At 49.0% G+C, this 23927-nt stretch carries 15 protein-coding genes; 11 read left to right on the forward strand and 4 right to left on the reverse strand.

Annotated elements, in window-relative coordinates:
- Positions 1-230 precede the first annotated feature (230 nt).
- Both kbl and G8759_RS17270 read right to left on the reverse strand, forming a co-directional pair.
- Positions 231-1442 carry a glycine C-acetyltransferase gene (gene kbl, locus G8759_RS17265; protein WP_167210078.1) on the reverse strand — a complete coding sequence of 404 codons (1212 nt, stop codon included), beginning with the start codon at positions 1440-1442 and terminating at the stop codon, positions 231-233.
- 5 nt (positions 1443-1447) lie between these two features.
- Positions 1448-2410: an NAD-dependent epimerase/dehydratase family protein gene (locus tag G8759_RS17270; RefSeq protein ID WP_167210080.1), complete on the reverse strand. Its 963-nt coding sequence runs from the start codon at positions 2408-2410 to the stop codon at positions 1448-1450.
- A gap of 212 nt (positions 2411-2622) precedes the next feature.
- Between G8759_RS17270 and G8759_RS17275 the strand changes: the two genes are divergently transcribed.
- Complete coding sequence (locus G8759_RS17275) at positions 2623-3087, forward strand: Lrp/AsnC family transcriptional regulator (RefSeq protein ID WP_162383953.1); 465 nt, start codon at positions 2623-2625, stop codon at positions 3085-3087.
- A gap of 32 nt (positions 3088-3119) precedes the next feature.
- Here G8759_RS17275 and G8759_RS17280 read toward each other — a convergent pair whose 3' ends face one another.
- Complete coding sequence (locus G8759_RS17280) at positions 3120-3734, reverse strand: trimeric intracellular cation channel family protein (RefSeq protein WP_167210082.1); 615 nt, start codon at positions 3732-3734, stop codon at positions 3120-3122.
- Between the two features lie 61 nt (positions 3735-3795).
- Positions 3796-4830, reverse strand: coding sequence for a LacI family DNA-binding transcriptional regulator (locus G8759_RS17285; protein WP_167210084.1), 1035 nt, complete (start codon positions 4828-4830; stop codon positions 3796-3798).
- 138 nt (positions 4831-4968) lie between these two features.
- Here G8759_RS17285 and G8759_RS17290 point away from each other — a divergent pair, with 138 nt between their 5' ends.
- The 10 genes from G8759_RS17290 to G8759_RS17335 all read left to right on the forward strand — a co-directional run bounded on the left by G8759_RS17290 (position 4969) and on the right by G8759_RS17335 (position 23927).
- Entirely contained in the window at positions 4969-5145 is a 177-nt protein-coding gene (locus G8759_RS17290; protein ID WP_167210086.1) for a hypothetical protein, read from the forward strand.
- Between the two features lie 132 nt (positions 5146-5277).
- The gene (locus G8759_RS17295) at positions 5278-5871 is read left to right on the forward strand and encodes an RNA polymerase sigma factor (protein ID WP_167210088.1); all 594 of its coding nucleotides are present in this window, start codon (positions 5278-5280) and stop codon (positions 5869-5871) included.
- 225 nt (positions 5872-6096) lie between these two features.
- Positions 6097-7218 carry a FecR family protein gene (locus G8759_RS17300; protein WP_167210090.1) on the forward strand — a complete coding sequence of 374 codons (1122 nt, stop codon included), beginning with the start codon at positions 6097-6099 and terminating at the stop codon, positions 7216-7218.
- Positions 7219-7439: 221 nt separating this feature from the next.
- Positions 7440-11033 carry a TonB-dependent receptor gene (locus G8759_RS17305; protein ID WP_167210091.1) on the forward strand — a complete coding sequence of 1198 codons (3594 nt, stop codon included), beginning with the start codon at positions 7440-7442 and terminating at the stop codon, positions 11031-11033.
- Positions 11034-11089: 56 nt separating this feature from the next.
- Positions 11090-12838 carry a RagB/SusD family nutrient uptake outer membrane protein gene (locus tag G8759_RS17310; RefSeq protein WP_167210093.1) on the forward strand — a complete coding sequence of 583 codons (1749 nt, stop codon included), beginning with the start codon at positions 11090-11092 and terminating at the stop codon, positions 12836-12838.
- Between the two features lie 159 nt (positions 12839-12997).
- Positions 12998-17269 carry an alginate lyase family protein gene (locus tag G8759_RS17315; RefSeq protein WP_167210095.1) on the forward strand — a complete coding sequence of 1424 codons (4272 nt, stop codon included), beginning with the start codon at positions 12998-13000 and terminating at the stop codon, positions 17267-17269.
- A 152-nt stretch (positions 17270-17421) separates the two neighbouring features.
- The gene (locus G8759_RS17320; protein WP_167210097.1) at positions 17422-19068 is read left to right on the forward strand and encodes a hypothetical protein; all 1647 of its coding nucleotides are present in this window, start codon (positions 17422-17424) and stop codon (positions 19066-19068) included.
- Between the two features lie 128 nt (positions 19069-19196).
- Positions 19197-20483: an Hsp70 family protein gene (locus G8759_RS17325; protein ID WP_167210099.1), complete on the forward strand. Its 1287-nt coding sequence runs from the start codon at positions 19197-19199 to the stop codon at positions 20481-20483.
- A gap of 111 nt (positions 20484-20594) precedes the next feature.
- The gene (locus G8759_RS17330; RefSeq protein ID WP_167210101.1) at positions 20595-21593 is read left to right on the forward strand and encodes a glycoside hydrolase family 43 protein; all 999 of its coding nucleotides are present in this window, start codon (positions 20595-20597) and stop codon (positions 21591-21593) included.
- Between the two features lie 399 nt (positions 21594-21992).
- On the forward strand, positions 21993-23927 hold the full coding sequence (locus tag G8759_RS17335; protein ID WP_167210103.1) for a glycoside hydrolase family 97 protein: 1935 nt from the start codon (positions 21993-21995) through the stop codon (positions 23925-23927).

Raw genomic sequence — 23927 nt, forward strand, 5'->3', positions numbered from 1 at the left:
AAAAAACGGTCTATCATAAAAAAGAAGCAAGTCGGTTATGGCTTGCTTCTTTTTATGTTTTTTTCAAAATACGCCAACTTTTCAATTTATTTCCATATCTCTACCCTTAAGGCGGCTATGTATATTACCGAATATTAGCGATTCAAAATTGAAAAACTCACGCTGCTAACAGTGAAGAGTTTACAGACAGCATAACGGTTAATGCAATCGGGGCTTTCACTAGCGTTTCATTAACCTAGTTCTGGTTGCTCGGCTGGAATAACGCCCAGTTCCTGACCTACTTTGGTAAACGCTGCCACGGCCTGTTGCAGATGCGCTGGCTCGTGACCCGCCGAAATCTGTACCCGAATCCGGGCTTTCCCGTTTGGTACAACCGGATAGAAGAAGCCAATGACGTAAATGCCTTCCTGAAGGAGTCGGGCGGCAAACTCCTGCGCCAGTGGAGCATCGTAGAGCATGATTGGGACAATGGGATGTTCGCCGGGCAGAATGTCAAATCCAGCAGCGGTCATGGCTTCCCGGAAATAACGGGTGTTGTTTTCTAACTTGTCACGAAGTGCGGTAGAACCTTCCAGTATATCCAGCACTTTGAGCGATGCGCCAACAATGGACGGGGCCAACGTATTCGAAAACAGGTACGGACGCGACCGCTGGCGCAGCAACTCAACAATCTCTTTGCGAGCCGCCGTGAACCCACCCGATGCGCCACCAAGTGCTTTGCCGTAGGTGCCGGTAATAATGTCGATACGGCCCAGCACATTCCGGTACTCCGGTGTACCACGGCCAGTTTTGCCCATAAAACCGCTGGCATGGCATTCGTCAACCATGACCATCGCACCATATTGATCGGCCAGATCGCAGATTTTATCCAGTTGCGCGATGGTGCCGTCCATGGAGAAAACCCCATCCGTAACGATCAGCGTCCGGCGTGATGATGAAGCGGCCTTCAACTGGGTTTCCAGGTCGGCCATGTCGTTGTGTTTGTAGCGGAATCGCTTCGCTTTACACAACCGAATGCCGTCAATGATGGACGCGTGGTTGAGTTCATCCGAAATGATCGCGTCTTCCTCGCCCAGCAACGGCTCGAAAACGCCACCGTTTGCATCGAAGGCAGCAGCATACAGAATGCAGTCTTCAGCCCCAACAAAATCAGCGGTTCGGCGTTCCAGTTCTTTATGAATATCCTGCGTTCCGCAGATGAACCGCACCGACGACATACCGAATCCGTGACTGTCCAGCGTGTTATGAGCAGCCGCTACTACATCCGGGTGCGAGGATAGGCCCAGGTAATTATTGGCACAGAAGTTCAATACCTCCCGACCGTCGTGAATGGCAATAACGGCCGATTGGGGCGATACAATGATACGTTCGGACTTATAGAGACCGGCTTCTTTAATCGCGTTTAGTTCTTGCTGAAGTTGTTCTTTGATCGTTCCGTACATGGTGTTTATTGGACTGTGACAAGCGGCCGGTAAACCGTTGTCAGGTTAGCAATCATTTCCTGCGTCATTCGGGCCAGATCGAAGGCGGGTTTCCAACCCCAATCATGCCGGGCCACTGAATCATCGATGGTTTTTGGCCAGGATTCAGCAATGGCCTGCCGGAAATCCGGTTTGTATTGCGTTACAAAATTCGGAAAATATCCCTGAATAGCTGCTGTTAGTTCAGCGGGCGTAAAACTCATACCCGCCAGATTGTAGGATGTCCGGACACTGATCTTCGATTCCGGAGCGTCCATCAATTCAAGTGTAGCGCGCAGGGCATCATCCATGTAAATCATTGGCAGCAAGGTGTCTTCTGCCAGAAAGCACTCAAAATCATGCCCCTGAACAGCCTCATGAAAAATCGCTACCGCATAATCTGTAGTGCCTCCACCGGGCATAGACTGGTAGCTGATCACACCCGGATAGCGGATGGATCGAACATCCAGTCCATACCGTTTATGGTAATAAAGTGACCAGTTTTCAGCGGCAACTTTACTAATTCCGTAAACAGTTGCCGGGTCCAGAAAGGCCGTTTGGGGCGTTTCATACTTGGGTGCGTGTTCGCCAAAAGCGGCAATCGAGCTGGGTATGAACAGTTTTCTGATTTTATGCAGCCGAGCAACTTCCAATACATTCAACACGGTTTGCATATTCAGATTCCAGGCCCAGAGCGGGTCGCTTTCACCCTTTGCCGACAGTACAGCGGCCAGATGGTAGATCTGCGTAACCCGATGCCGACGAACAACCTCGGTTAGCGCATCGGGTTTAGTGGCATCCAGCAATTCAAAAATCCCCTGGTCAGATTGTGGTTTTCGCAGGTCGGCGGCAATGACATTGTTGACACCGAATCGGTTTTGTAATTGCGGGAGCAGGGCTGTTCCAATCTGCCCGTTTGCACCGATAACTAAAATGGTTTCTCGTTTCATTGTCTGTCAATAGAAACTTTGGAAACAGATGAAATGAAGTTCAATTAATCAATGATTTCAGTATTGATTATTTCTGGCACAAAGTTAAGTTTGCAGATAATAAATAGATCAATAGATTATCAAACAGTGAATATTGTTCTATCAAACCTTATTTGAAGATAAAATTTCTAAATACGATTTGAGCCGGAAAGGCTTGGAGAAAAATTTTCGGCATGGAATTGATCGACGAAATCGATAAGAAGCTGTTACGATTGCTTCAGCAGGATGCGAAGTTAACGACGAAGGAACTGGCCGCTCAATCAGGGCTGACGCTGTCGCCGGTTTATGAACGAATCAAACGTCTGGAAGAACTTGGCTTCATCAAGCAATACGTTGCGGTGTTGAACAAGAGTCTGCTCGGTCAACCCATTACAACGTTTTGCCAGGTATCAATGCGCTACCACGACAAAGCGTTTATTGATAAGTTTGAAGAAGAAATACAGAAGCTGGAGGAAGTACAGGAATGCTATCACATGGCCGGACAGGTGGATTTTCTGCTTAAAATTCATGTCGGTAGCCTCAATGAATACCATGATTTTGTGAAATACAAACTTTCTCAGATTGAGAACATTGGCGTACTCAACAGTACGTTTGTTCTAAAGGAAATCAAGCATAATCTGGGTTATTACATTCCGTAGTGACGCTGTTTCCCCAAAACTGGAAAGTACCATCAATTGTTAATGCGTGGCAGGGCCCAGCCTTTGCGGATGGCAGTCAGACGAACCAGCGTGATGACGCCCGCCGAAACGATAAAGTTCAGGTTGGGGTCGAGGTTTAGTGACCAGCCAATCTGGTACAGGACTGCGCCCGCCAGACAGGCCGTTGCGTAGAGCTGCCGATCAAAAATCAGCGGTAAGTCATTGACCAGTGTGTCCCGGATCACTCCCCCGAAAAGGGCAGATATTACACCCAGCAGCATGGCTGCCCAGTTATTTACGCCCGCATTCAGGGCTTTTTGCATACCCAGAATGGTATAGATGCCAATGCCGATGGTATCGAAAATTAAGAGGGGTCGTCGAAGCGTTCCCAACCACCACCGCCGGCATAATACCGCAATGATAACGCTTATGATAATGACAATCAGGTAGTTTGGGTCGCGTATCCAGGCAATGGGGTGAGCTCCCATGATGATGTCTCGCAGCGTGCCACCCCCAATGGCCGTTAGAAATCCAATGAAAAATATACCGAAAAGGTCGTGGTACATTTTTTTGCTCAAAGCCGACAGGGCACCGGAGATCGCAAATACGCTTGTGCCTACTAAATCGGTCAGGTACCAGATGGTCATTGAAAAAGCAATCAATTTAAACTTGTTATTGGGAGATTTCCCAAAGGTACACAAGCGGTCCTTATCGAACCGCTGCCCGAAGTGACGATGCCCGGACAATCAACTGGGTTTCCATCACTTTCGTTTCTCTGGGCACGACAGTTTCTTCGGTAGCGTCCAGTTGTTTCAGTAATAGCCGTACCGTTTCAGCGCCCATATCCTGTATGGGCTGACTGACACTGCTCAGGGCTGGTGAAAAAAATGCAGAGACCGGCTCATTGTTGAAACTCACCACCGCTACATCCTGAGGAATACGCAACCCTTTTTGATTCATGGCATACATAGCCGGATAAGCAACCCGGTCGCTGATCATAACCACACCGTCTGGAGGTTGGGGGAGACTCATCAGCGTCAGCGTTTGCATGATGGTGTTTTCCTGTGTATAATCGCAATGAACCACATACTGATCGCCAACGCTGAGGCCATGTTTGGCCAGGGCTTCCCGGTAACCGGCTACACGTTGGTTGCTGAGCAGTAGTTGTGAAGGACCGGCCAGAAAGCCGATTCGCTGACAGCCATTTTCAATTAAATGTTCGGTAGCTTTAAAGGCAGCTGCCTTATTATCAACAATGACTTTAGAAACATCGATGCTTTCGGCATAACGGTCAAATAACACCAGCGGAATGTTCTTACGGGCCAGGCGTTCGACATGCTCATAATTGTCGGTATCCCGCGAGAGTGAAATAATAAAACCTTCTACCTGACTCCGCATCAGGTTCTGAATATTGGTGATTTCCCGCAGATAGGACTCGTTTGTCTGACACACTAACACGCTATAGCCCGCCTGAAGGGCCGATTCTTCAATGCTATTTAGCATCGCTGAAAAATAATAATAACTCAGGTTCGGCACGATGACACCGATGGTTCGGGTGCGGCTTTTGGCCAGATTCTTCGCTAGCTGATTCGGCTGGTAATCCAGTTCTTCGGCAAGGCGTACAACGGCACTTCGGGTATCGGGATGAATTTCGGGCATTCCACGTAAGGCACGTGAAACGGTCGAAATTGAAATATTGAGCGAACGGGCAATGTCTTTTATTGTTACGGGTGTATTTTTCACAACACTGGGATCAATTCGTAGAAATATAACTTTTAAAGGAAAGCAATAGAGATGCTATCAACTACTCCCTAAAGCTGGATAAAATCGATTGTCAATTATAAATAAAAATATTTACTGTTTTTAAGAGTCAATACTTCTATGCAAGCGTTACCGCAAGCGTTTGCGGTAACGCTTGCACGAAAAAAGCAATTAATTGCACGGACAACCTCTCTTGTTTTTGTATTAACCCTGTATATTAGTGTAAAATACCCAGTAAACGCTTCTGAAGCGGATACAGAAAAGCCATTAATAAATTATATAGGCTGGCTGGTGTAATTGTACTTTACAGAGGACGTTTACTGGGGTACTACTGATGTTAAAGACAGATAGTGCCTGAAATATTTCTGAGTCAGTTTAAATGTGTCGAGATAACACAAATACGTTTTACTCTTTTTGTAACTTACTGGTATGGCTACGTCCACGATGATTCCTGCTGATGAAGTGCTGATGGCACAACTCTGGGTTCGCTTCAAGGCCGGTGATGAAAAAGCGTTTGACCAATTGGCCCGTGCCCGCTATCGGGTATTGTTCAATTATGCCACCCGTTTCACTAAAGATCGGGATCTAATCAAGGATTGCCTTCAGGATTTATTCATGGAACTATGGAATCGACGCAAAGCCGTTGTCGAAACGCCTTATGTGACGATATACCTAATCAAAGCGCTGCGAAACAATCTGATCCGTAAGCTACGTCGTGAGCAGGGATGGCGTGCAGCTACTGAAGAAGGCATCGAGCCTGAAACCGTGATTACCGACGGTATGACCGCCGAAGCCGAATGGATTGCCGAGGAAGCGATGACCGAAACGGAACAGAGCTTACGGCAAGCTGTTGGGCAATTGCCTAAACGGCAGCAGGAGGTCGTTTTTCTGAAATTTTACGAAGGACTTTCAAACGACGATATCGCGCAGGTAATGGATGTTGAAAAACAAACAGTCGCCAATTTTCTGTACCGTGCCATGACGCAACTGCGCAATTACCTGCCCGCCCGTATTTTTTCCTGATCCTTAATCAAGCGAGTTAATTTCTAGCCCTGATAAGCCCTTTGCTAACAGCAAAGGGCTTATCAGGGCTAGTTCTTTTCAGGAAAAACCTATCCAGCTCTTGTCAAATTCATTGATCAGTGGTATTTCCCAACTAATTCACAAAAAATTTCATTCGGAAAGGGTATCGCTTTAGTATAGTGGTCTATTTCATTATAAAAAGGAGGAAACTGTCAGACCCAGAGCATGCCTGATTATACCGACTATACGTTTGACGACTTTGTGCTGGATGCCCGGTTTCGGGAGTGGGCATTGACCGATTCGCCCACTGAACGGGAATTCTGGAACAACTGGCTACAGGCGAATCCCGATAAACTCGATCTGGTGCTGGCTGCCCGGCAGTTCGTGATTCAAATGCACCAGTCGCACGATGAATTGACTGATGAGGAACTGGATACTGAATTAAATCGACTGCAGACGACCCGGCAGCAGTCGCCCGATCAGGACGAACAAACGGATCGGCGATGGTTCGGTGGTTGGCTGCAGGTAGCCGCTGCTTTACTTGTTATTGGCCTGGGAAGCTGGTTTTTTGTTAGCCGACAAACGGCTAGTACGCCTTTAGCCGTTTTTCATCAAAATGCTGAACAACAGACTGAATCGTTAAGGGAAGTTACCAATGAGACCGGAGCCAGTCGGCTGGTTAGATTGCCGGATGGAAGTCGGGTAACGCTACGTAACGGGAGCCGAATTAGCTTCCCTATCGCTTTTACGGCCCGTCAACGGGAGGTGTTTTTGGTTGGAGAAGCTTTTTTTGATGTTGTTCGTCGTCCTAAACAGCCTTTTCTGGTTTATACGAATCAGCTAACGACGAAAGTCCTGGGGACTAGCTTCACCGTACGGGCTTACGAAGGCGACAAAGAAGCTAAGGTAATTGTTCGGACGGGTAAGGTGTCTGTTTTTACGACGCCAGTCGCTGGAAAGCCCGGGGAGTCCGATAAAGTACAACCCGCGTTTATTCTAACGCCCAATCAGCAGGTAACCTTTAATCCGGAAGAGAAACAACTAACGCGATCTTTAGTAGCTGCACCTGTGCCCATTGTGGCGTCAACAGCGCAGCCGCAAACCGTTGTTTTCGATCATACGCCCGTAATAAAGGTGTTTAAAAGTCTCGAAGCGGCCTACGGAATTATGATTAACTACGATGCTGATTTGCTGGTCGGTTGCGAATTGACTGCCGAATTTGGGCAAGAATCGCTTTTCGAGAAACTGGATCTGATTTGCCGGGCCACCGAATCAAGATATGAAGTGATCGATGCGCAGATTGTCATTTATAGTAAAGGTTGCCGCCAGGTTAACGAACAGAGATAAATACCCAATAAACCAGCCAAACACCAGTATGAACAAACCCGATCAGTTCGTCGAACAGAAGCAATTGTAGCCTTACCTCATTCGCATGGCAGGTGATGCCAAAGCGGACCTACTAACTTATTTCTCATCATCCAGATTACGGCATTTTTCAGGATCCAGTTCAAAACTGGGTAAGGGGATTTTTTGTGCCAAACTTTTAATGAGTATCTTTTCTTAATTCTATGATAACCACTACAAAACCACGGGTGATTTTCGGAAAAATCATGCGAACTGCGTTTTATCAGGTCTTCATCCTGGCTTGGTGTTCCAGCCTGGTGCTGGCCTTCGACGGAAAGGGGCAGGAAGTACTAAACCGACCCATTTCAGTCACTATCGAAAATCAGCAGGTCGAGCAAGCCATCAAAAAAATTGGTAAGCTGGCTTCTGTGCGCTTTATATACAGTCCACAACTTATCCGCTCAGACCGAAAAGTGAACCTATCGGTCCAGAGCCAGCCCCTTGCCGACGTGCTAAATACATTGCTGACACCGCTTCATGTGACTTATGAAGTTGTCGGCTCTCAGATCATCCTGCGAAATGCAGACAATAACGGTCAACGGACGCTGCCACTGACAGCGAAAGAAGCTCAGATTGCTCCGACCGATCAAACCGTAACGGGCACCGTTTCTGACGAAAAAGACGCTCCCTTACCCGGGGTAACCATCGCGGTAAAAGGCACCACGCGAGGCACAACAACCGACGCAAACGGGAAATATTCACTCACCGTACCCGAAAAAGCAATCCTGGTATTCTCGTTTGTGGGTTATGAGCGTCAGGAAGTGGTTCTGGGCAATCAGACAGCGCTGAATATTCAGCTAAAGGCCGAATCACGGGGCCTGGACGAAGTTGTCGTGGTTGGTTATGGTACACAGAAACGGGCTACCTTAACGGGTTCCGTGGCTACTATCGATTCGAAAGTTTTTCAGGATAGAGGAGTTGTCGACAACCCCTTGTCGGCCCTCCAGGGGCAGATTCCGGGTGTTGTCGTTACCCGCACCTCATCGGCTCCCGGCCGGGCAAACTGGAACTTTCAGGTTCGGGGCGCTTCATCGAGCAATGGTGCCGAACCGCTGATCATTGTCGATGGAGTTCCACTGGTTAACCAGAGTGCATTGAACTCCATCAATCCCAACGATATTGAAAACATATCGGTACTGAAAGATGCTTCGGCAGCTATCTACGGTGCCCGGGCGGCCGGTGGTGTCGTATTGGTTACGACAAAACGGGCAAAATCGGGCAAGGTGCAGATCCAGTACGATGGGTCTGTTTCCCAGAAAACACTTGGGCTGCAACCGCACCTGATCAATGTGAATCAATTTGGACAGGGTTTGCTCGATGCCACGACGAACGATTTTTATGGTGTTCCACCGACCTCATTTCTCTGGTATCGGCTTGGGCAACTGGAGGTCAATCCGCCAGCATCTGGTTTTATCGACTTCACAACCAATAATGGACAACCGGTCAGTGCCGCATCACACCCGTTGAATCCGGGCTTTGGCGATGTGAAGGATTTAACGTTTTTCAACACCAACTGGGTAGATGTATTATGGGGTAAAGCCACGTCTACGCAGCATAATCTGAGCGTATCGGGCCGGGGCGAAAAATCGGGCTATCGGGTTTCGTTGGGTTATTTGCGCGATGGAAGCCTTCTGCAATGGGGCCAGAACTCGAACAGCCGCTACAACATTCGCCTGACCCACGATTACCAGTTCACGAGCCGGTTGAAATTAGAATCGAATATCTCACTGGAGAAAAATGACATTGTTCAGCCGACGCTGCTGAGTAGTGTACTAGGGCAATATCAGCAGCCCGGTTTTCCAGTTTCGACGGTGGATGGCAAACCCTATGCCTGGGGAACGCAATACAGCCCGAACTGGCAGGCCGAATTGGGTGGTGAGAATAAAGAATATAACACACGGGTATTCACTAATTTCAAGTTGACCTACGAACTAGGCAAGAACCTGCGCTTAGTGGGAACGGCGGGCTATAACTGGACATCGACCGATATCAAAGAGCAGGCGAAATCGATTCCCTGGTATAACTACCTCGGCACCATTCAGGCTGCCAGTAACCCCACGCAGCCAAACACCTATTATTCGCGTCGACTGGTTAAAGATGCCTATACTAACCTGAATGCGTATCTGGAATATTTTAAAACCGTCAACAGTACGCACGATGTAGGGGTTACGGTGGGTACGAACTACGAACGCGACGAGGCCAATGCCTATACGGCCCGAACGAATTACGTTGCCAACGATAATGTGCCTTCGCTGAATCTGGGTATTGGCGATAACACGACCAAGAGTGTAACCGAGAGCCAGAACCACTACGCAATCGGGTCTTATTTTGGTCGCTTCAATTATGCATTCAAGCAAAAATATCTGGTTGAGGTCAACGCTCGTTACGACGGTTCCTCCAAGTTTAGTGCGGCCAACCGCTGGAAGGCATTTTATGGTATATCGGGCGGGTGGCGCATCTCACAGGAAGACTTTATGAAAGGCTTGACCTGGCTGGATGAACTGAAATTGCGGGGATCGTACGGCACCGTTGGTAACCAGAATGGTATTGGCCTGTACGATTACATTCAACTCTTGAACGTGAGTGCCACCGCCGGGCCAAACAATAGCGGATTCCCGATTATTGGCACCAGTCCGGTCGTCTATGTGGCTCCAACTGCTAGTTTGGTGAGCCTGAACCGTACCTGGGAAAAGATAGAAACCACCAACTTCGGCGTCGATTATTCAGTACTGCAACGGCGTTTATCGGGGAGTTTCGATTACTTCGTGAAGCATAACCGCAACATGCTGCTGGGCCAAACCTATCCGGCCGTTATTGGCGCAACGGCTCCAGCTGCTAACATTGGTCACCTGAAAGCCTGGGGTTGGGAAACGTCGATTCAGTGGCGGGATAAAATTGGAAATGTAAACTACCGCATTGGTGGTTCGCTGACCGATAACCAGAACAAACTGATTAGCTATGGTGGTGCCAATGTGCTCAACCCAGGTCTGAATGGCCCAGTTGAAGGCTACCCACTCAACTCCTACTTTGGCCTGGAGTATGCCGGTCGTATTCAAACGGCGGAGCAACTGGCGGCTTATCGCCCTTTGGCCGCCGGGAATAACATCAGCATGCCTGTAACAACGGCCACACTACCAGGCGTTCGATTGGGTGATAACATGTTCAGAGACCTGAATGGGGATGGGAAACTGACAACACCGGGTGATTTGAAATACCTGGGCCGCGACGATCCACGCTATAGCTTCGCGTTGAATCTGGGTGCAGACTGGAACGGTTTCGATTTCTCAGCGGTGTTTCAGGGCGTTGGTCAGCGAACAATTTTCCGGGAAGGAAACTGGCGCGTTCCGTTCGGCTCCATATTCCAGGGGCAAACCGATTTCTGGGTAGGCAAAACCTGGACGCCAACCAATACGGATGCCTATTACCCGAATCTGTCGGCTGGTCAGAACGGTACAACCTACAATACCTACAACTACCAGGCTTCGGACTGGTCAGTACAAAATGGGGCGTATGTACGGTTAAAGAATCTGGTCGTAGGCTATACACTTCCACAATCCCTGACTCAAAAGTTGAAAATTGACCGGTTCCGTATCTACTACTCGGGTAGCGATCTGTGGGAAATCAGCAAGATCAAGGATGGCTGGGACCCCGAAGCACCCCGAGCTGCGGGTCGAATTGCCGATCCTAACCGGGTTACGGCCGTTGATCGGTATCCCTTCTATCGTTTACATACAGTCGGCGTAAACGTCACCTTTTAATCAGGAGGTCTACCTGGATTTTAAAACTTCTGATAGACCTTAACCATAGAAAAGACATGAAACCGTTTCGATTCTCATATACGCTATTGCTGGCGGGGGCGCTTTCCCTCACACAAACCAGTTGTAATAAAGCACTTGATCTGGATCCGCTGGACCAGCTTTCTGATGCCGCCTACTGGACATCGCCGAATGATTTTCTACTGGCTGCCAATGCCTTCTATCCGTACATGCGCACCTTTGCGGATGTCGTTTACGATACTCCGCCCAATACCTCGAACCAGAATTACCATACGGATTATAAAGCAGATATACTGGCCTCTCAGAATATTTTCAGCCGGGGACTAAATACCGTACCAACGACGGATAGTCCGTATAGTATCGGTTACACACGCATCCGGAACATTAACTACCTGTTGAGTAAAGCACCAACCTACCCAACACCGGCTGAGATCAGCAAATACGTTGCCGAAGCGAAGTTCTTTCGGGCGTATATTTATTTCGATCTGTTGCAGGTTTACGGGGGTGTTCCGATCATCAATAAGTTGCTGGCCCCAGATTCGCCCGAGTTGCAGGCGCCCCGGAATACTCGTGATGAAGTCGTTGATTTTATCATCAAAGACCTCAATGAAGCTATTGCCGATCTACCCATAAAAACTGCTCAGACTGCTGCTGAACTGGGGCGGATCAATAAAGAGGTTGCCCAGTCATTTCTGGGACGGGTTGCTCTCTATGAAGGCACCTGGCAGAAATTTCGCTCGGGTGCACGGGCTAATGCTCTTCTGGACATAGCTATTAGCGCGAGTGGCGCGGTGATTACGGGTGGTCAATATCAGCTATTTGCCCCGGCTGCCCTGGGTGATTCGGCTCAGAAATACCTATTCATTCTGGAAAATCAGAAGTCGAATCCGGCCAGCATTCAGAAATCAGCCAATAATGAGTACATTCTGGCCAACCGCTACGACCAGACGGTACGGATGATCAACAACAATGTGAGCCGGTCAACACCCATCAATCTGACCCGGAATTTTGTAAACCTGTACCTAAGTAAAGATGGTTTGCCGATCGAAAAGTCACCCTTGTTTAAAGGGTACGCCACGATGACATCCGAGTTCGAGAATCGCGATAACCGGATGCGGTATAACATGAAAATTGCGGGTGGTTATTACTGGTCGCCCAATGCCAACTGGCGCATCGACTGGACGGGCGGCCCGGCCGACAGAGCCAATGCCGATGGATCGCCCTTTAAGCCCTATGCCAACGGAACATCGGGATACTACAGCCAGAAATGGGTAGCGGAGCGTCAGGTTCCTGATAATCAGGAAGCCTATGATTATCCGGTAATTCGGTATGCCGAAGTTTTGCTGAACTACGCTGAGGCCGTGTTTGAACGGAATGGAACCATTAGCGATGCTGATCTGGACAAGTCGTTAAATCTGGTCCGGAATCGGGTTAACAAAGCAATGCCAAAATTGAGCAACCAGTTTGTCACGACCAATGGGTTGGACATGCGGACGGAAATTCGGCGGGAACGGACCATTGAACTGTATCAGGAAGGCTTCCGGCTCGATGATCTGAAGCGTTGGCACAATGCCGTTGAAGTTCTCACCAAACCACTGGTCGGCGTTAAGTGGACGGGTACTGAATTTCAGACACTTTGGCCTTCACAGGCCGCTACGGCGAAAGATGCGGAAGGAAACCTGATCGTGGATGGCAGCCGCTCCTTCAGTGAGAAAAACTATCTGCTACCTATTCCTTCCCAGCAGATCCAGCTGAACCCCAAGCTCGAACAAAATCCGGGCTGGTAATTCTATCCCAATAATTTTTTTTAGTGATTCCTGTATGCGAGGTGATCCGGAAATATGACTTCCGGATCACCGCCCGCTACGCCTTTGCTTTTTTCGGACCACACCTGTTCACCTTCCCTTTCATTCTTTCTATTCCTAAGTCGTTAAACTTTACGTTACATGCAAAAAAAAGAACTCAACCTACTCTATTTATGGGCTATGGGTTTGGGGCACTCATGCCCCCAAAGCACTAAAGTCGCTTCATTTGTAAAGACACTACTGCATTTTCTGCTGTTTTTCTGGACATCGGCCGCGTCAGTTCTGGCTCAGCCATTTGTGCATCCGGGCTTACTTCATAAACAGGCCGACCTGGATCGGATGAAAGTTAAAATTGCGGCCAATGCACAGCCCTGGAAATCGAGCTGGGACATTTTGGTGGCTAACTCACACTCGTCGCTCGGTCGGGCCTTTACCAATCCGGTACCTACAATCATTTATCGTGGTTTTGATGGCACGAACACCGAGAACTACGCGTCGCTTTTTCGGGATGCTGCGTCGGCTTACGCTACGGCTTTACGCTGGCAAATCACGGGTGACAATGCCTATGCCGAGAAATCAATTGCGATCATGAACGCCTGGTCGGCTGCCTTAACAACCATCAGCGGTACATCGGATAAATTTCTGCTGGCGGGTATACAGGGGTATCAACTGGCGAATGCGGCCGAAATTATGCGAACCTACAGCGGCTGGGCTCCCGCCGACTTCGCCCGGTATCAGAACTGGATGCTGACTGTATTTTACGCAATGAACCACGACTTTCTGGTCAATCACAATGGGGCCTGCATCAGCAATTACTGGGCAAACTGGGATTTATGCAACATGGCCTCCATGCTCAGTATCGGTGTACTTTGCGACAGGAGAGACATCTACAACGAAGCAGTTGATTATTTTAAAAATGGGGCCGGTATGGGCTCCATCAAAAACGTAGTTCCGTATGTTTATGGTAATCTGGGCCAGTGGCAGGAGAGCGGTCGCGATCAGGGTCATACCGTGCTTGGTGTGGCACTGGCCGGTTCTTTCTGCGAAATGGCCTGGAATCAGGGCGAAGATTTATATGGGTATGACGATAACCGGCTCTTGAAAGGCTTTGAATACATCGCCAAATACAACCTCGGGTATGAGGTTCCGTACACTACCTACAGCAATTGTATTGGGGTTGTGCAGCCGATTGTATCAGAAGATGGACGAGGGAATATCCGTCCGGTTTGGGAGCTGGTTTATAATCATTACGTTAACCGGAAAGGGTTATCGGCACCCTACACCGCTCGCTTTGCGCAGATCGTACGGCCTGAGGGTGGAGGGGGTAATTTTGGTCCCAATAGTGGTGGCTACGACCAGCTGGGGTATGGAACCCTGGCATTTTCGCTCGATGAACCAATCAAACCCAATAACCAGACCATTGCGTTCCCCGCTATGGCAAACAAGGAATTCGGCGCTCCGGATTTCAGTCCGGGTGCAACGGCCAGCTCCGGATTGACCGTCGTGTATTCCAGTTCGAATCCGGGAATCGCTTCAGTCAATGCCGATGGAACGATCCATGTCTCGAAGCCCGGAACAACAACCATCATTGCACAACAGATGGGTGATAGTCAGTATAATCTGGCCCCGATAGTGTATCAAACGCTGACCGTAAATCCAATTCCGGGTGTTACGGACGGAACCTGGACCAACACAACGGGTATCACAACCAGCACCATCTCATCAACCAGTGGCAGTGCCGATTTGACCTGGCCAGGGCAGACCTTCGTGGTGGGTGATCTGGTACGGCTGACAGGTACCGTTCCGGGCGGTTTCATCGCGAATACGGCTTATAACGTAGTGGCGGTTACTGCTAATAAAATCCAGTTGTCGCAACGACCGGGCGGATCGGCTATTGTAGCCACGTCGACTATAACCAATGGAACCGGGCTTCGTTTTCTGAAATGGTCGACGGTGACCAACTGGAGCAATTCGATCGTTCCGGGGGGCGTTCAAGCCAATGCGACATTCGGAGCTACCAGTTTTTCCAACATCGGGGGCGTCACGCTGGACGGGAACATTACCGTCGGCACATTGACGTACGCTGCGAATGGAACCTCGGAACTGCACCTGGCCAGTGGACAGAATGGCGGTACATTAACGTTTCAGGCACTTTCGGGTATGCCGACAATCAACATGATCAACAGCGGTAGCCGGAAGCTCTTTCTGGGTAATGCCATCAACAACTCGAGGATACCCCTGAAAATTGCCGGAACGCAGGGATTGAAAATCCTCACGCCCATCTATGGTAGCAGTGGCTCGTATGCGGGCTTACGGATTCAGGCGGCTATGGACTGGAGTGGTTTGCAGGGTGGAATTAACCTGGCGCAGGGTACGATCGAGCTACACAACACCACGAATAGTACGACCGACGCGGATAATGTTCTGCTACCTCCACGGCGCCTGACAATGGGTACCGACGCTACGGCAGTTCTGGTATTCAATGGCGCTAATTTATACACCAGCAAGCAAACCATCGGAGCACTCGATGGTACGGATGCTGCCTATATTATTGCCCGCAATGCCCTGACCAACGGAACTTCAACATTAGTGATCGGTGCTGATAATCAGGACGGTACATTTGAAGGAACAATTGGGTCGGGCCCGACGGCCGATGCCGTCGATAAAGGCCGGGTGAACTTTGAAAAAACAGGTTCGGGTACGCAAACCATCACCGGTTCCATAAAAAATGGAACGACAATAATTGCGGGAACGCCCTTCTACTCGGCCTTAACGGTCAATAATGGAAAGCTTATTCTGAACGGGTCGAACGAATACCAGGGTGCTACCACCGTAACAAGTGGGTCGCTGGTGATCAATGGTTCCCTGGTGAGTCCAATCCGGGTTAACGGAGGAACACTGGCAGGAACAGGGACCAATACCGCTTCTGTCAGCGTCGGAACCGGTTCGGGAGCAGGGGCTTTTATTTCACCCGGAAATTCAGTGGGTACGTTTACAACCACAGGAGCACTTCTGGTAAACGCCGATGCTACGTACAACCTTGAGTTCAATAGCAATCAGGCTGCCTTCGATAAGCTGGTTGCGAACGGTGTAACGATCAACAATGCTGCCTTGACAATCATCGATTTAGGCAACGGAGCTGCTCTTTCGGCAGGCACAAGTTACGTTATTGTTGACAACACCAGTGGATCACCCGTAACGGGCACGTTCAATGGTTTGGCCGAAGGGAGTACAATCGATGCAGGAACGGCTAAATTCCAGATTACGTATCAGGGTGGTACAGGCAATGATATTGCACTGATCGTAAGTCAATCACCTACGGGAGGGCCTTTAGCTTTATTAACACCGACTTACAACTGCCAGACCGGGGCCTTTACATTCAGAACGAGCGGAGGCAATGGCTCACCCATCGAATACTACGCGGCACCCGGCATAACGGGCTGGACGCCCAACCCGAATCAATTTGTTGATGAGGGCTTACGTACGGCCGCCGATGCTCCCGTCATCACGTTGCGCGCTCGTCAAAGTGGTTCGGAAGAAGTGACTCTGGACTGGAATATCCGTGCCGTTTGTCCACTTGGACCGAACCTGCCAGCCAATCAGTCGCCGAGTTTGATTAACGCGCTCACCAACCAATCTGCACTCGTAAATCAACCCTTTAGTTACAGTCTGCCGGTCAATACCTTTAATGATCCAGATGGCGATGTGTTGAGTTTGTCGGCAACCGGTTTACCATCAGGGCTAACCTTGTCGAATGGAGTCATTATTGGTATAACTTCTTCAACGGGTGTAGCGACCGTCATCGTTACGGCTACCGATCCGGGTGGGCTGCATGTGTCGAGTAGTTTTCAACTTACCGTCAGGGATGCGGCTAGTGGGCTACTGACTTTGCTGGCACCCGATTATAGTTGTCAGACCGGAGCGTTTACGTTCAGAACCAGCGGTGGCGATGGCTCACTGATCGAGTACTATGCGGTGCCGGGTATTACGGGCTGGACAACGAATCCGAATCAGTTTGTCGATCAGGAAATGCGCACGGCCGCCGATGCACCCATACTGACGCTACGAGCCCGTCAGAGCGGTCAGGAAGTAACCCTGGACTGGAACATTCGCGCTGTTTGTCCGGTTGGTAGCCGAATTGGCGCTACGGAAAGCCAAACGCCATTGATCGTAACCATATTGGGCAATCCGATTGCAACGGAGCGGGCAGAGGTCGAGATTCGTGGCGCTTCGGGTCAATCCGTAAACATACTATTGACCGATCTGGCTGGAAATCAGTTACTGGAACAACACATTGAGCAGGCTACCGACATACAGCGTCAGGTCATAACGCTAAATCGAAAGACAAGTGTTTATTTACTTCGGGTCAGTACGACAACAAAAAGCGCAGTGGTAAAATTAGTCAAGCCATAACGATTACTAAGACCCTCCGAATGACTGGTTATCAGGAGCAGTCCTATGCCTTCGGGATGGGCTGCTCTCACTTTTTGACTCATCATATACGGAAAAGTCTGGTCAAGAAGGTAATTTTTAGATTGAATCGTCAGTTTTAGGAATCTAATCGCATGCGAATAGATAAAGCGTCTATATGGTTTTTGTGGGCCTGTCTCGGCTATATAATTCCTGCCCAAGCTCAGGTGTGGCAATGGTCAACCCCGGTAAATTCAGTTATTTCCGCAGAGACTAACGATCATCCACAGGCTTTTTTGTGGATACCTGAAGACTGTAGGTACGTTCGGGGGGTAGTGGTCGGTCAGCATAATATGCTGGAAGAGGGGATTTTAGAACATCCTGATTTTCGCAGAAAACTAACCAAATTAGATTTTGCCGAGGTTTGGGTAACGCCCGGCTTTAATTTCGTTTTTGATTTTACGAACGGAGCCGGCGGGCAATTTCAGAACATGATGGACCAACTGGCCACGGTTTCCGGGTATCGTGAACTGAAGTTTGCCCCAGTTGTTCCTATCGGTCATTCAGCATTAGCCAGCTATCCGTGGAATTTTGCGGCCTGGAATCCCGGTCGTACGCTCGCAGCTATTTCCATACATGGTGATGCACCCCTGACCAAACTTACCGGCAGTGGGCAACCTAATCCTGACTGGAACGGGGCAGATTCTGCGATTCAGTCGCGCGGCTACCGAAGCATCGTAGGTGTGCCTGGGCTGATGGTGATGGGCGAATATGAGTGGTGGGAGGATCGACTAAGTCCGGCTTTTGCCTATGTGGCCAAACATCCGCAAACGCCGTTTAGCTTGCTGGCCGATGCGGGTAGGGGACATTTCGACTACTCCGATGAGCTGGTAAACTTTCTGGCACTATATATCGAGAAAGCCGCTGCCTACCGATTGCCTGATAAAAGCAGCGTAAAAGATAGTGTGGTTTTAACCCCCATTAATCCCGAACACGGCTGGCTAATGGACAGGTGGCGAAAAGACAGTTTACCGATGGCCAGCCCCGCGCCCTATCTGGCTTACAAAGGCAATAAACAGGCTGCATCCTGGTGCTTCGATAAAGAGATGGCCGAAGCCACCGAAGCAATCTACCGACAGGCAAGGAGCAAAAAGCCTCAGTACGTGGGTTTTCGGCAAAACGGCCAGTTTTTAGAGCCGAAGAAAAGTCATGGCAATTATCAGCTCCAATTTTTGCCCGATGCAGATGGCATTACATTCCATCTGACAAGTGCGTTTACCGATAGTTCGCGGGTGCGCCAACTAACGAACCATGCCAGTACAAGGATTTCGATAGATCGCATTTGTGGGCCCGTGAAGAAGCTGAACGACACCACCTTTCAGCTCAGCTTTAATCGGATGGGGTTCAATAATCCCAAACGTTCCAATGACATCTGGCTACTGGCTTCCAACAAGGGGGATAAAAGGTACAAGAGTATCGTACAACAGGCCGACCTCCGGTTCCCATTGGTGAATAAAGGAGGGAAAGCGCAGACAATTCGTTTTTTGCAGATACCGGATCAACAGGCAGGAGTAAAATCATTGACACTGAATGCCGTATCAGATGCTCAAATGCCTGTATCGTACTATGTGAAGGAAGGGCCGGCTTATATTGAGGGAAATCATCTGGTCTTTACCAAAATTCCTCCCCGCAGTAAAATGCCCCTGAAAGTAACGGTTGTCGCCTGGCAATATGGAACAAGCGTAGGGACTAACGTACAATCGGCTGCCCCGGTTGAACAGCATTTTTATATTACCAGATAAGAAAATGATGGAAGCGAAACGACTTTTTAATGTAAATTTGCCCCCCTTTTATCTAGCGATAAGCCGTGCAGGCTAAAGTTCCTGCTCACACAACAGGAACGGCACGCTAAACCTTGAGACAGACCGGAATGACAACGATTTCCTGCGGAATAGATTTTGGCACATCAAATACGAGTGTAGCCATCGATAATAATGGCGAAATTAGCCTCGTACCGGTTGAGCAAGGGTCGGTAACCATTCCCAGCGCTATTTTCTTCCAGAGCATCGATAACAAGCCCTTCTTCGGAAGAACGGCCGTTAATCTGTTCTTCGATCGGAAACCCGGACGTTTTATGCGAAGTCTGAAGCGGGTTCTGGGTACTTCCCTGATGAAACATGGAACCATTGTTAACGGCTCTTCCATGAATTTTGCCACCATCATCACCTCTTTTTTAAGGCATGTTAAAGCGAAAGCGGATGCCGTTGCCGGTCAGGAAATCGAACATGTGGTTATGGGACGCCCTGTTCATTTTGTTGACAATGACCCGATGGCTGATGCTCAGGCACAGGCCGAACTGAAGGCGATTGCTGAGCGAATCGGGTTTAAATACATTGATTTTCAGTTCGAACCCATTGCCGCGGCCTTTGCGCACGAAGCAAAGCTAAACGGCGAAAAACTGGCGATTGTCGCTGATCTGGGTGGAGGTACATCCGATTTTACGGTGATCAGGCTGTCGAATAAGGCGATTCACAAACCGGATCGATCATCCGATATTCTGGCTAATACGGGGATTCGGGTTGGAGGTAATGATTTTGATAAAGAGTTAAGTCTGGCGGCCATTATGCCCGAACTGGGTTACCGCAGCCGATACGGTGATAAACAGCTGGAAGTTCCGTTAAAACCATTTCATGATCTGGCCGAATGGAGTAAAGTTAATTTTCTATATACGCCCAAAGTTATCATGCAAACCCGGCAGTTTCTGCATCAGTCGCATGATAAAAAGCGGTATAGACGGCTACTAAAGGTTCTTGAAGACGAAACCGGTCATACACTTCTGGCCGCTGCCGAGGGGGCAAAAATTGCGCTGTCGTCTCAGAATGAGCACCGGGCCGCGTTTGATTTTATCGAGGACGATTTTTTCATAACGATCAAACGCGCCCTCTTTGAAGCAGCGATTCAGGATGAAGTAGAGAAGATAGCGGCCTCAGCTACCCAGTGCCTCCGGGAGGCCGGCGTCAGAAACGAAGACATTGACCTGGTTATTCTTACTGGCGGCTCTACTGAAGTTCACTCCATACAGGCCGAATTCAAGCGACTCTTTCCAAAGGCGGAAATCGCTGATGAAAACAAGCTCTCCAGCGTTGGTCTTGGTTTGGCTTACGATAGCCAGCATAAATTTGGTAAAAGCCCTAAACAGACGTTGATTGCCCCGTAGAGAAAAACGCCACTGATTCATCAGAAAAATAGTAGCTTAGCGGGAAGAAATACCATAAAAAGAGTGCCTGGAATTGACGTTTTCGCAAAATTAGTTTATCGCAGCAGGACAATGGTTAAAAAGGCGTTATTCATAGTCGCATTGATTACCGTTAATCTGATCCCGGTTTTCTCGCAAAACCGAACGCCAATATTTAGGCAGGATGTACCCCTGGATTCTATTCGCCTGAGCGACCCGTTTATTCTGGCTGATAAAAACACCGCAACGTACTACATGACCGGCACCGGGGGCATGTTGTGGAAAAGCAAAGACTTGAAAAAATGGACAGGCCCTGTCATTATAGCGAAGACCGACCCGGAATCCTGGATGGGAAAGAGCCCGATGATCTGGGCGGCAGAATTGCACCACTACAAAGATAAATACTACTATTTTGCCACCTTCACCAACCGGGAGGTGAAAATTGATACGGTTGCCGGGAATGTCATCGAACGCCGTGCCTCACATGTTTTAGTGAGCGATAAAGCCGAGGGGCCCTATGTCCCCATGAAAGACCCGGTCTACCTGCCCGCTGACAAACCTACCTTAGATGGCACATTTTGGGTGGATAAAGATGGTAAGCCTTATATGGTTTATTGTTATGAATGGCTGCAAAACCTGAATGGAACCATTGAAAAAATAGAACTGAAGCCCGATTTGAGCGGTTCGATCGGCGAGGGAAAATTGCTTTTTCGGGCAAGCGATAGCCCCTGGAGCCGCGAAAAATCGAATGATAAGATTGGCCCAAACAAAGTAACGGATGGTCCTTATTTATTCCGAACAGGAACCGGAAGGCTGGGCATGATCTGGACCAGCTGGATATACGATGTGTATACCCAAGGTGTTGCCTATTCGGAAAGTGGTACGCTGGATGGACCCTGGATGCAGGAGAAAGAGCCTATAACCCCGCCTAATTACGGTCACGGTATGCTGTTTTCTACGCTGGATGGCAAGTGGTTGATGTCACTTCATAGTCATAAATCCAGCAACGGCCGTAATGTCCGGGTTCCTCATTTATTTGAAGTAGACTTTTCGGGCGATAAGTTGGTTGTCGGTAAGCCCTATATTCCTTAAGAACGAGTATTAATTGACTCTCATGATTTTACTTACAAACCTCTAAGGTTTCAAAAATCACAGTGGTTTAAGTTGGCCGAGCACCAGGTCATCACTCCATCCCTTTCAATGGGTTTACGTCCTGACGATGGGCCATTCGTCAGCTGTCATCTTCAATATGGATTCATGTTGACCATTTCCTGATAAAGGTGATGTCCGAAATCTGGCCGTATGACTTATCTGTAAATAATAAAGTTTCTCAAAGGGGTATTGAGAAAAGCTGAATGACTATTTACAGTCAGATGAGTTGCTCAAACCATCAGCGAATCCAAGAATGGAAGCTGATTAGTGGGTAGCAACTCAATCACATATGAATTAAGCCTGGTTTTGCATCTGACGCAGGCAGAAGACTACCCTATAATGCCCAATTTGATTTCTTATTCCCTGCTTGCCGGGATTTTACTGGCCCGATCCGTTTTTGGCCAGACACCGGTGAATCTTCCATCGGAAACGCATCTTCATTCGCCGGATGGTAAGCTGGAGGTCGTGTTCGCGCAGAAGGAAACCAGCCCCGGCAAACCGAACTCGGCCCGACGGCAGCTGATGTATCGGGTCAATTTTCAGAAGAAGCCCGTTATTCTCGAATCGGGGCTGGGTATTCAGATCGACAACCATATTTTCGAGCAGGCTATGGCTCAGAAAGTGTCCAGCACGGTTGGATCGGCGGGTGCTGGCTGGTGCGACAACCTGTCCATAAAAAACGTCATCAATACGCAACGCGACACGACCTGGAAACCTGTTTATGGCGAACGCAGCCTGATTCGTGACCAGTACAATCAGATCGAAATTCTGCTTCAGAAAGATGATAACCCGAACTATCGCCTGAGCATCTTTATCCGGGCCTACAACGAAGGCATCGCCATCCGATATTTTTTCCCGGAGCACCCACAAGGGCTATACCATCGGGTAATGGCCGAAAATACAGAATTCACGCTCCCTGCCGATACAAAAGCCTGGTTTACGGGCTGGGCGCAGGGTCCGTATTCATTACGACCCCTACGCGACTGGCCGGATATGGCCGAGCGCCCATTGACGCTCCAGTTGCCCGATAAGTTGTACGTTAGTCTGGCTGAAGCGGACCTGACCGATTATGCACTGACAAAGTATAAGTTGCTGCCTGACAAACCGAATACGCTGGTGACTGCACTGTATGAAAGTGCCGATTTGATGTCGGATGTAGGAACACCCTGGCGTGTCATCATGGTAGCCGAACACCCCGGTCAACTCCTCGAAAATAATGACATTCTGCTGAATCTGAATCCGCCGACAATTCTCCGGAACACCGACTGGATAAAGCCGGGAAAGGTCATGCGCGAGGTGACACTTACCGATGAAGGGGCCAATGCCTGCATCGATTTTGCCGCGGCTCACCACCTTCAATACATTCTGTTCGACTGGAAATGGTACGGCCCGGCTTTCAGCTTTAATTCTGATGCGACAAAAGTGGTGGCCAAAATGGACCTTCAGAAAATTATTGAGTATGGGAGGCAAAAAGGAGTTGGGGTAATCCTGTACGTCAACCTGCAGGCGTTGTACAAACAGATGGACGAGATCTTTCCACTCTATAAAAAGTGGGGCATAAAAGGTGTAAAGTTTGGGTTTGTGCAGGTCGGATCACACCGCTGGACAACCTGGCTTACTGAAGCGAAACGCAAGGCAATGGAAAACGGCCTGATGGTAAATATTCACGATGAATACCGCCCGACCGGAACCAGCCGAACCTATCCGAACGTGATGACGCAGGAAGGTATTCGTGGTAATGAAGAGTTTCCGGATGCTACGCACAATACCGTTTTGCCCTTCACCCGATATCTGGCCGGAGCTGGCGATTATACAGTCTGCTATTACGATAAACGGCTGAAAAATACTCATGCTCATCAGTTAGCCATGAATGTCATTTCATATAGCCCGCTGCAATCCGTTTTCTGGTACGACAAACCCGCTCAATACGGTGGTGAACCCGAAATAGAGTTCTTCGAGAAAGTCCCGACTGTTTGGGATGAAACGAAAGTGATTCACGATGCTATTGGTGAATACGTAACGATTGCCCGGCGAAGCAATAACGACTGGTTTGTGGGCACGATCAGCAATAACGATGGTCGCAGCCTGAAATTGCCGCTCGATTTTCTACCCAAAGGCAAGACATACACCGCCCATATTTATTCGGACGACCCGACTGTTCAAACCAAAACTCAGGTGCGTGTATCGGTCAAAAAAGTAAAAGCCGGGCAATCACTGGATATGACGTTGCTCCCGAAAGGCGGTCAGGCGGTTTGGCTGACACCAGATCTCTAA

The sequence above is a fragment of the Spirosoma aureum genome, assembly GCF_011604685.1.
Lineage (GTDB): Bacteria > Bacteroidota > Bacteroidia > Cytophagales > Spirosomataceae > Spirosoma > Spirosoma aureum.

Excerpts from the sequence above, each read along its gene's own strand:
- G8759_RS17290 (WP_167210086.1), top strand. The coding sequence starts at position 4,969 with ATGCAAGCGTTACCGCAAGCGTTTGCGGTAACGCTTGCACGAAAAAAG.
- G8759_RS17335 (WP_167210103.1), top strand. The coding sequence starts at position 21,993 with ATGCCCAATTTGATTTCTTATTCCCTGCTTGCCGGGATTTTACTGGCC.
- G8759_RS17270 (WP_167210080.1), bottom strand. The coding sequence starts at position 2,410 with ATGAAACGAGAAACCATTTTAGTTATCGGTGCAAACGGGCAGATTGGA.
- G8759_RS17295 (WP_167210088.1), top strand. The coding sequence starts at position 5,278 with ATGGCTACGTCCACGATGATTCCTGCTGATGAAGTGCTGATGGCACAA.
- G8759_RS17315 (WP_167210095.1), top strand. The coding sequence starts at position 12,998 with ATGCAAAAAAAAGAACTCAACCTACTCTATTTATGGGCTATGGGTTTG.
- G8759_RS17325 (WP_167210099.1), top strand. The coding sequence starts at position 19,197 with ATGACAACGATTTCCTGCGGAATAGATTTTGGCACATCAAATACGAGT.
- G8759_RS17300 (WP_167210090.1), top strand. The coding sequence starts at position 6,097 with ATGCCTGATTATACCGACTATACGTTTGACGACTTTGTGCTGGATGCC.
- G8759_RS17330 (WP_167210101.1), top strand. The coding sequence starts at position 20,595 with ATGGTTAAAAAGGCGTTATTCATAGTCGCATTGATTACCGTTAATCTG.
- G8759_RS17310 (WP_167210093.1), top strand. The coding sequence starts at position 11,090 with ATGAAACCGTTTCGATTCTCATATACGCTATTGCTGGCGGGGGCGCTT.
- G8759_RS17320 (WP_167210097.1), top strand. The coding sequence starts at position 17,422 with ATGCGAATAGATAAAGCGTCTATATGGTTTTTGTGGGCCTGTCTCGGC.
- G8759_RS17305 (WP_167210091.1), top strand. The coding sequence starts at position 7,440 with ATGATAACCACTACAAAACCACGGGTGATTTTCGGAAAAATCATGCGA.
- G8759_RS17275 (WP_162383953.1), top strand. The coding sequence starts at position 2,623 with ATGGAATTGATCGACGAAATCGATAAGAAGCTGTTACGATTGCTTCAG.
- G8759_RS17280 (WP_167210082.1), bottom strand. The coding sequence starts at position 3,734 with ATGACCATCTGGTACCTGACCGATTTAGTAGGCACAAGCGTATTTGCG.
- kbl (WP_167210078.1), bottom strand. The coding sequence starts at position 1,442 with ATGTACGGAACGATCAAAGAACAACTTCAGCAAGAACTAAACGCGATT.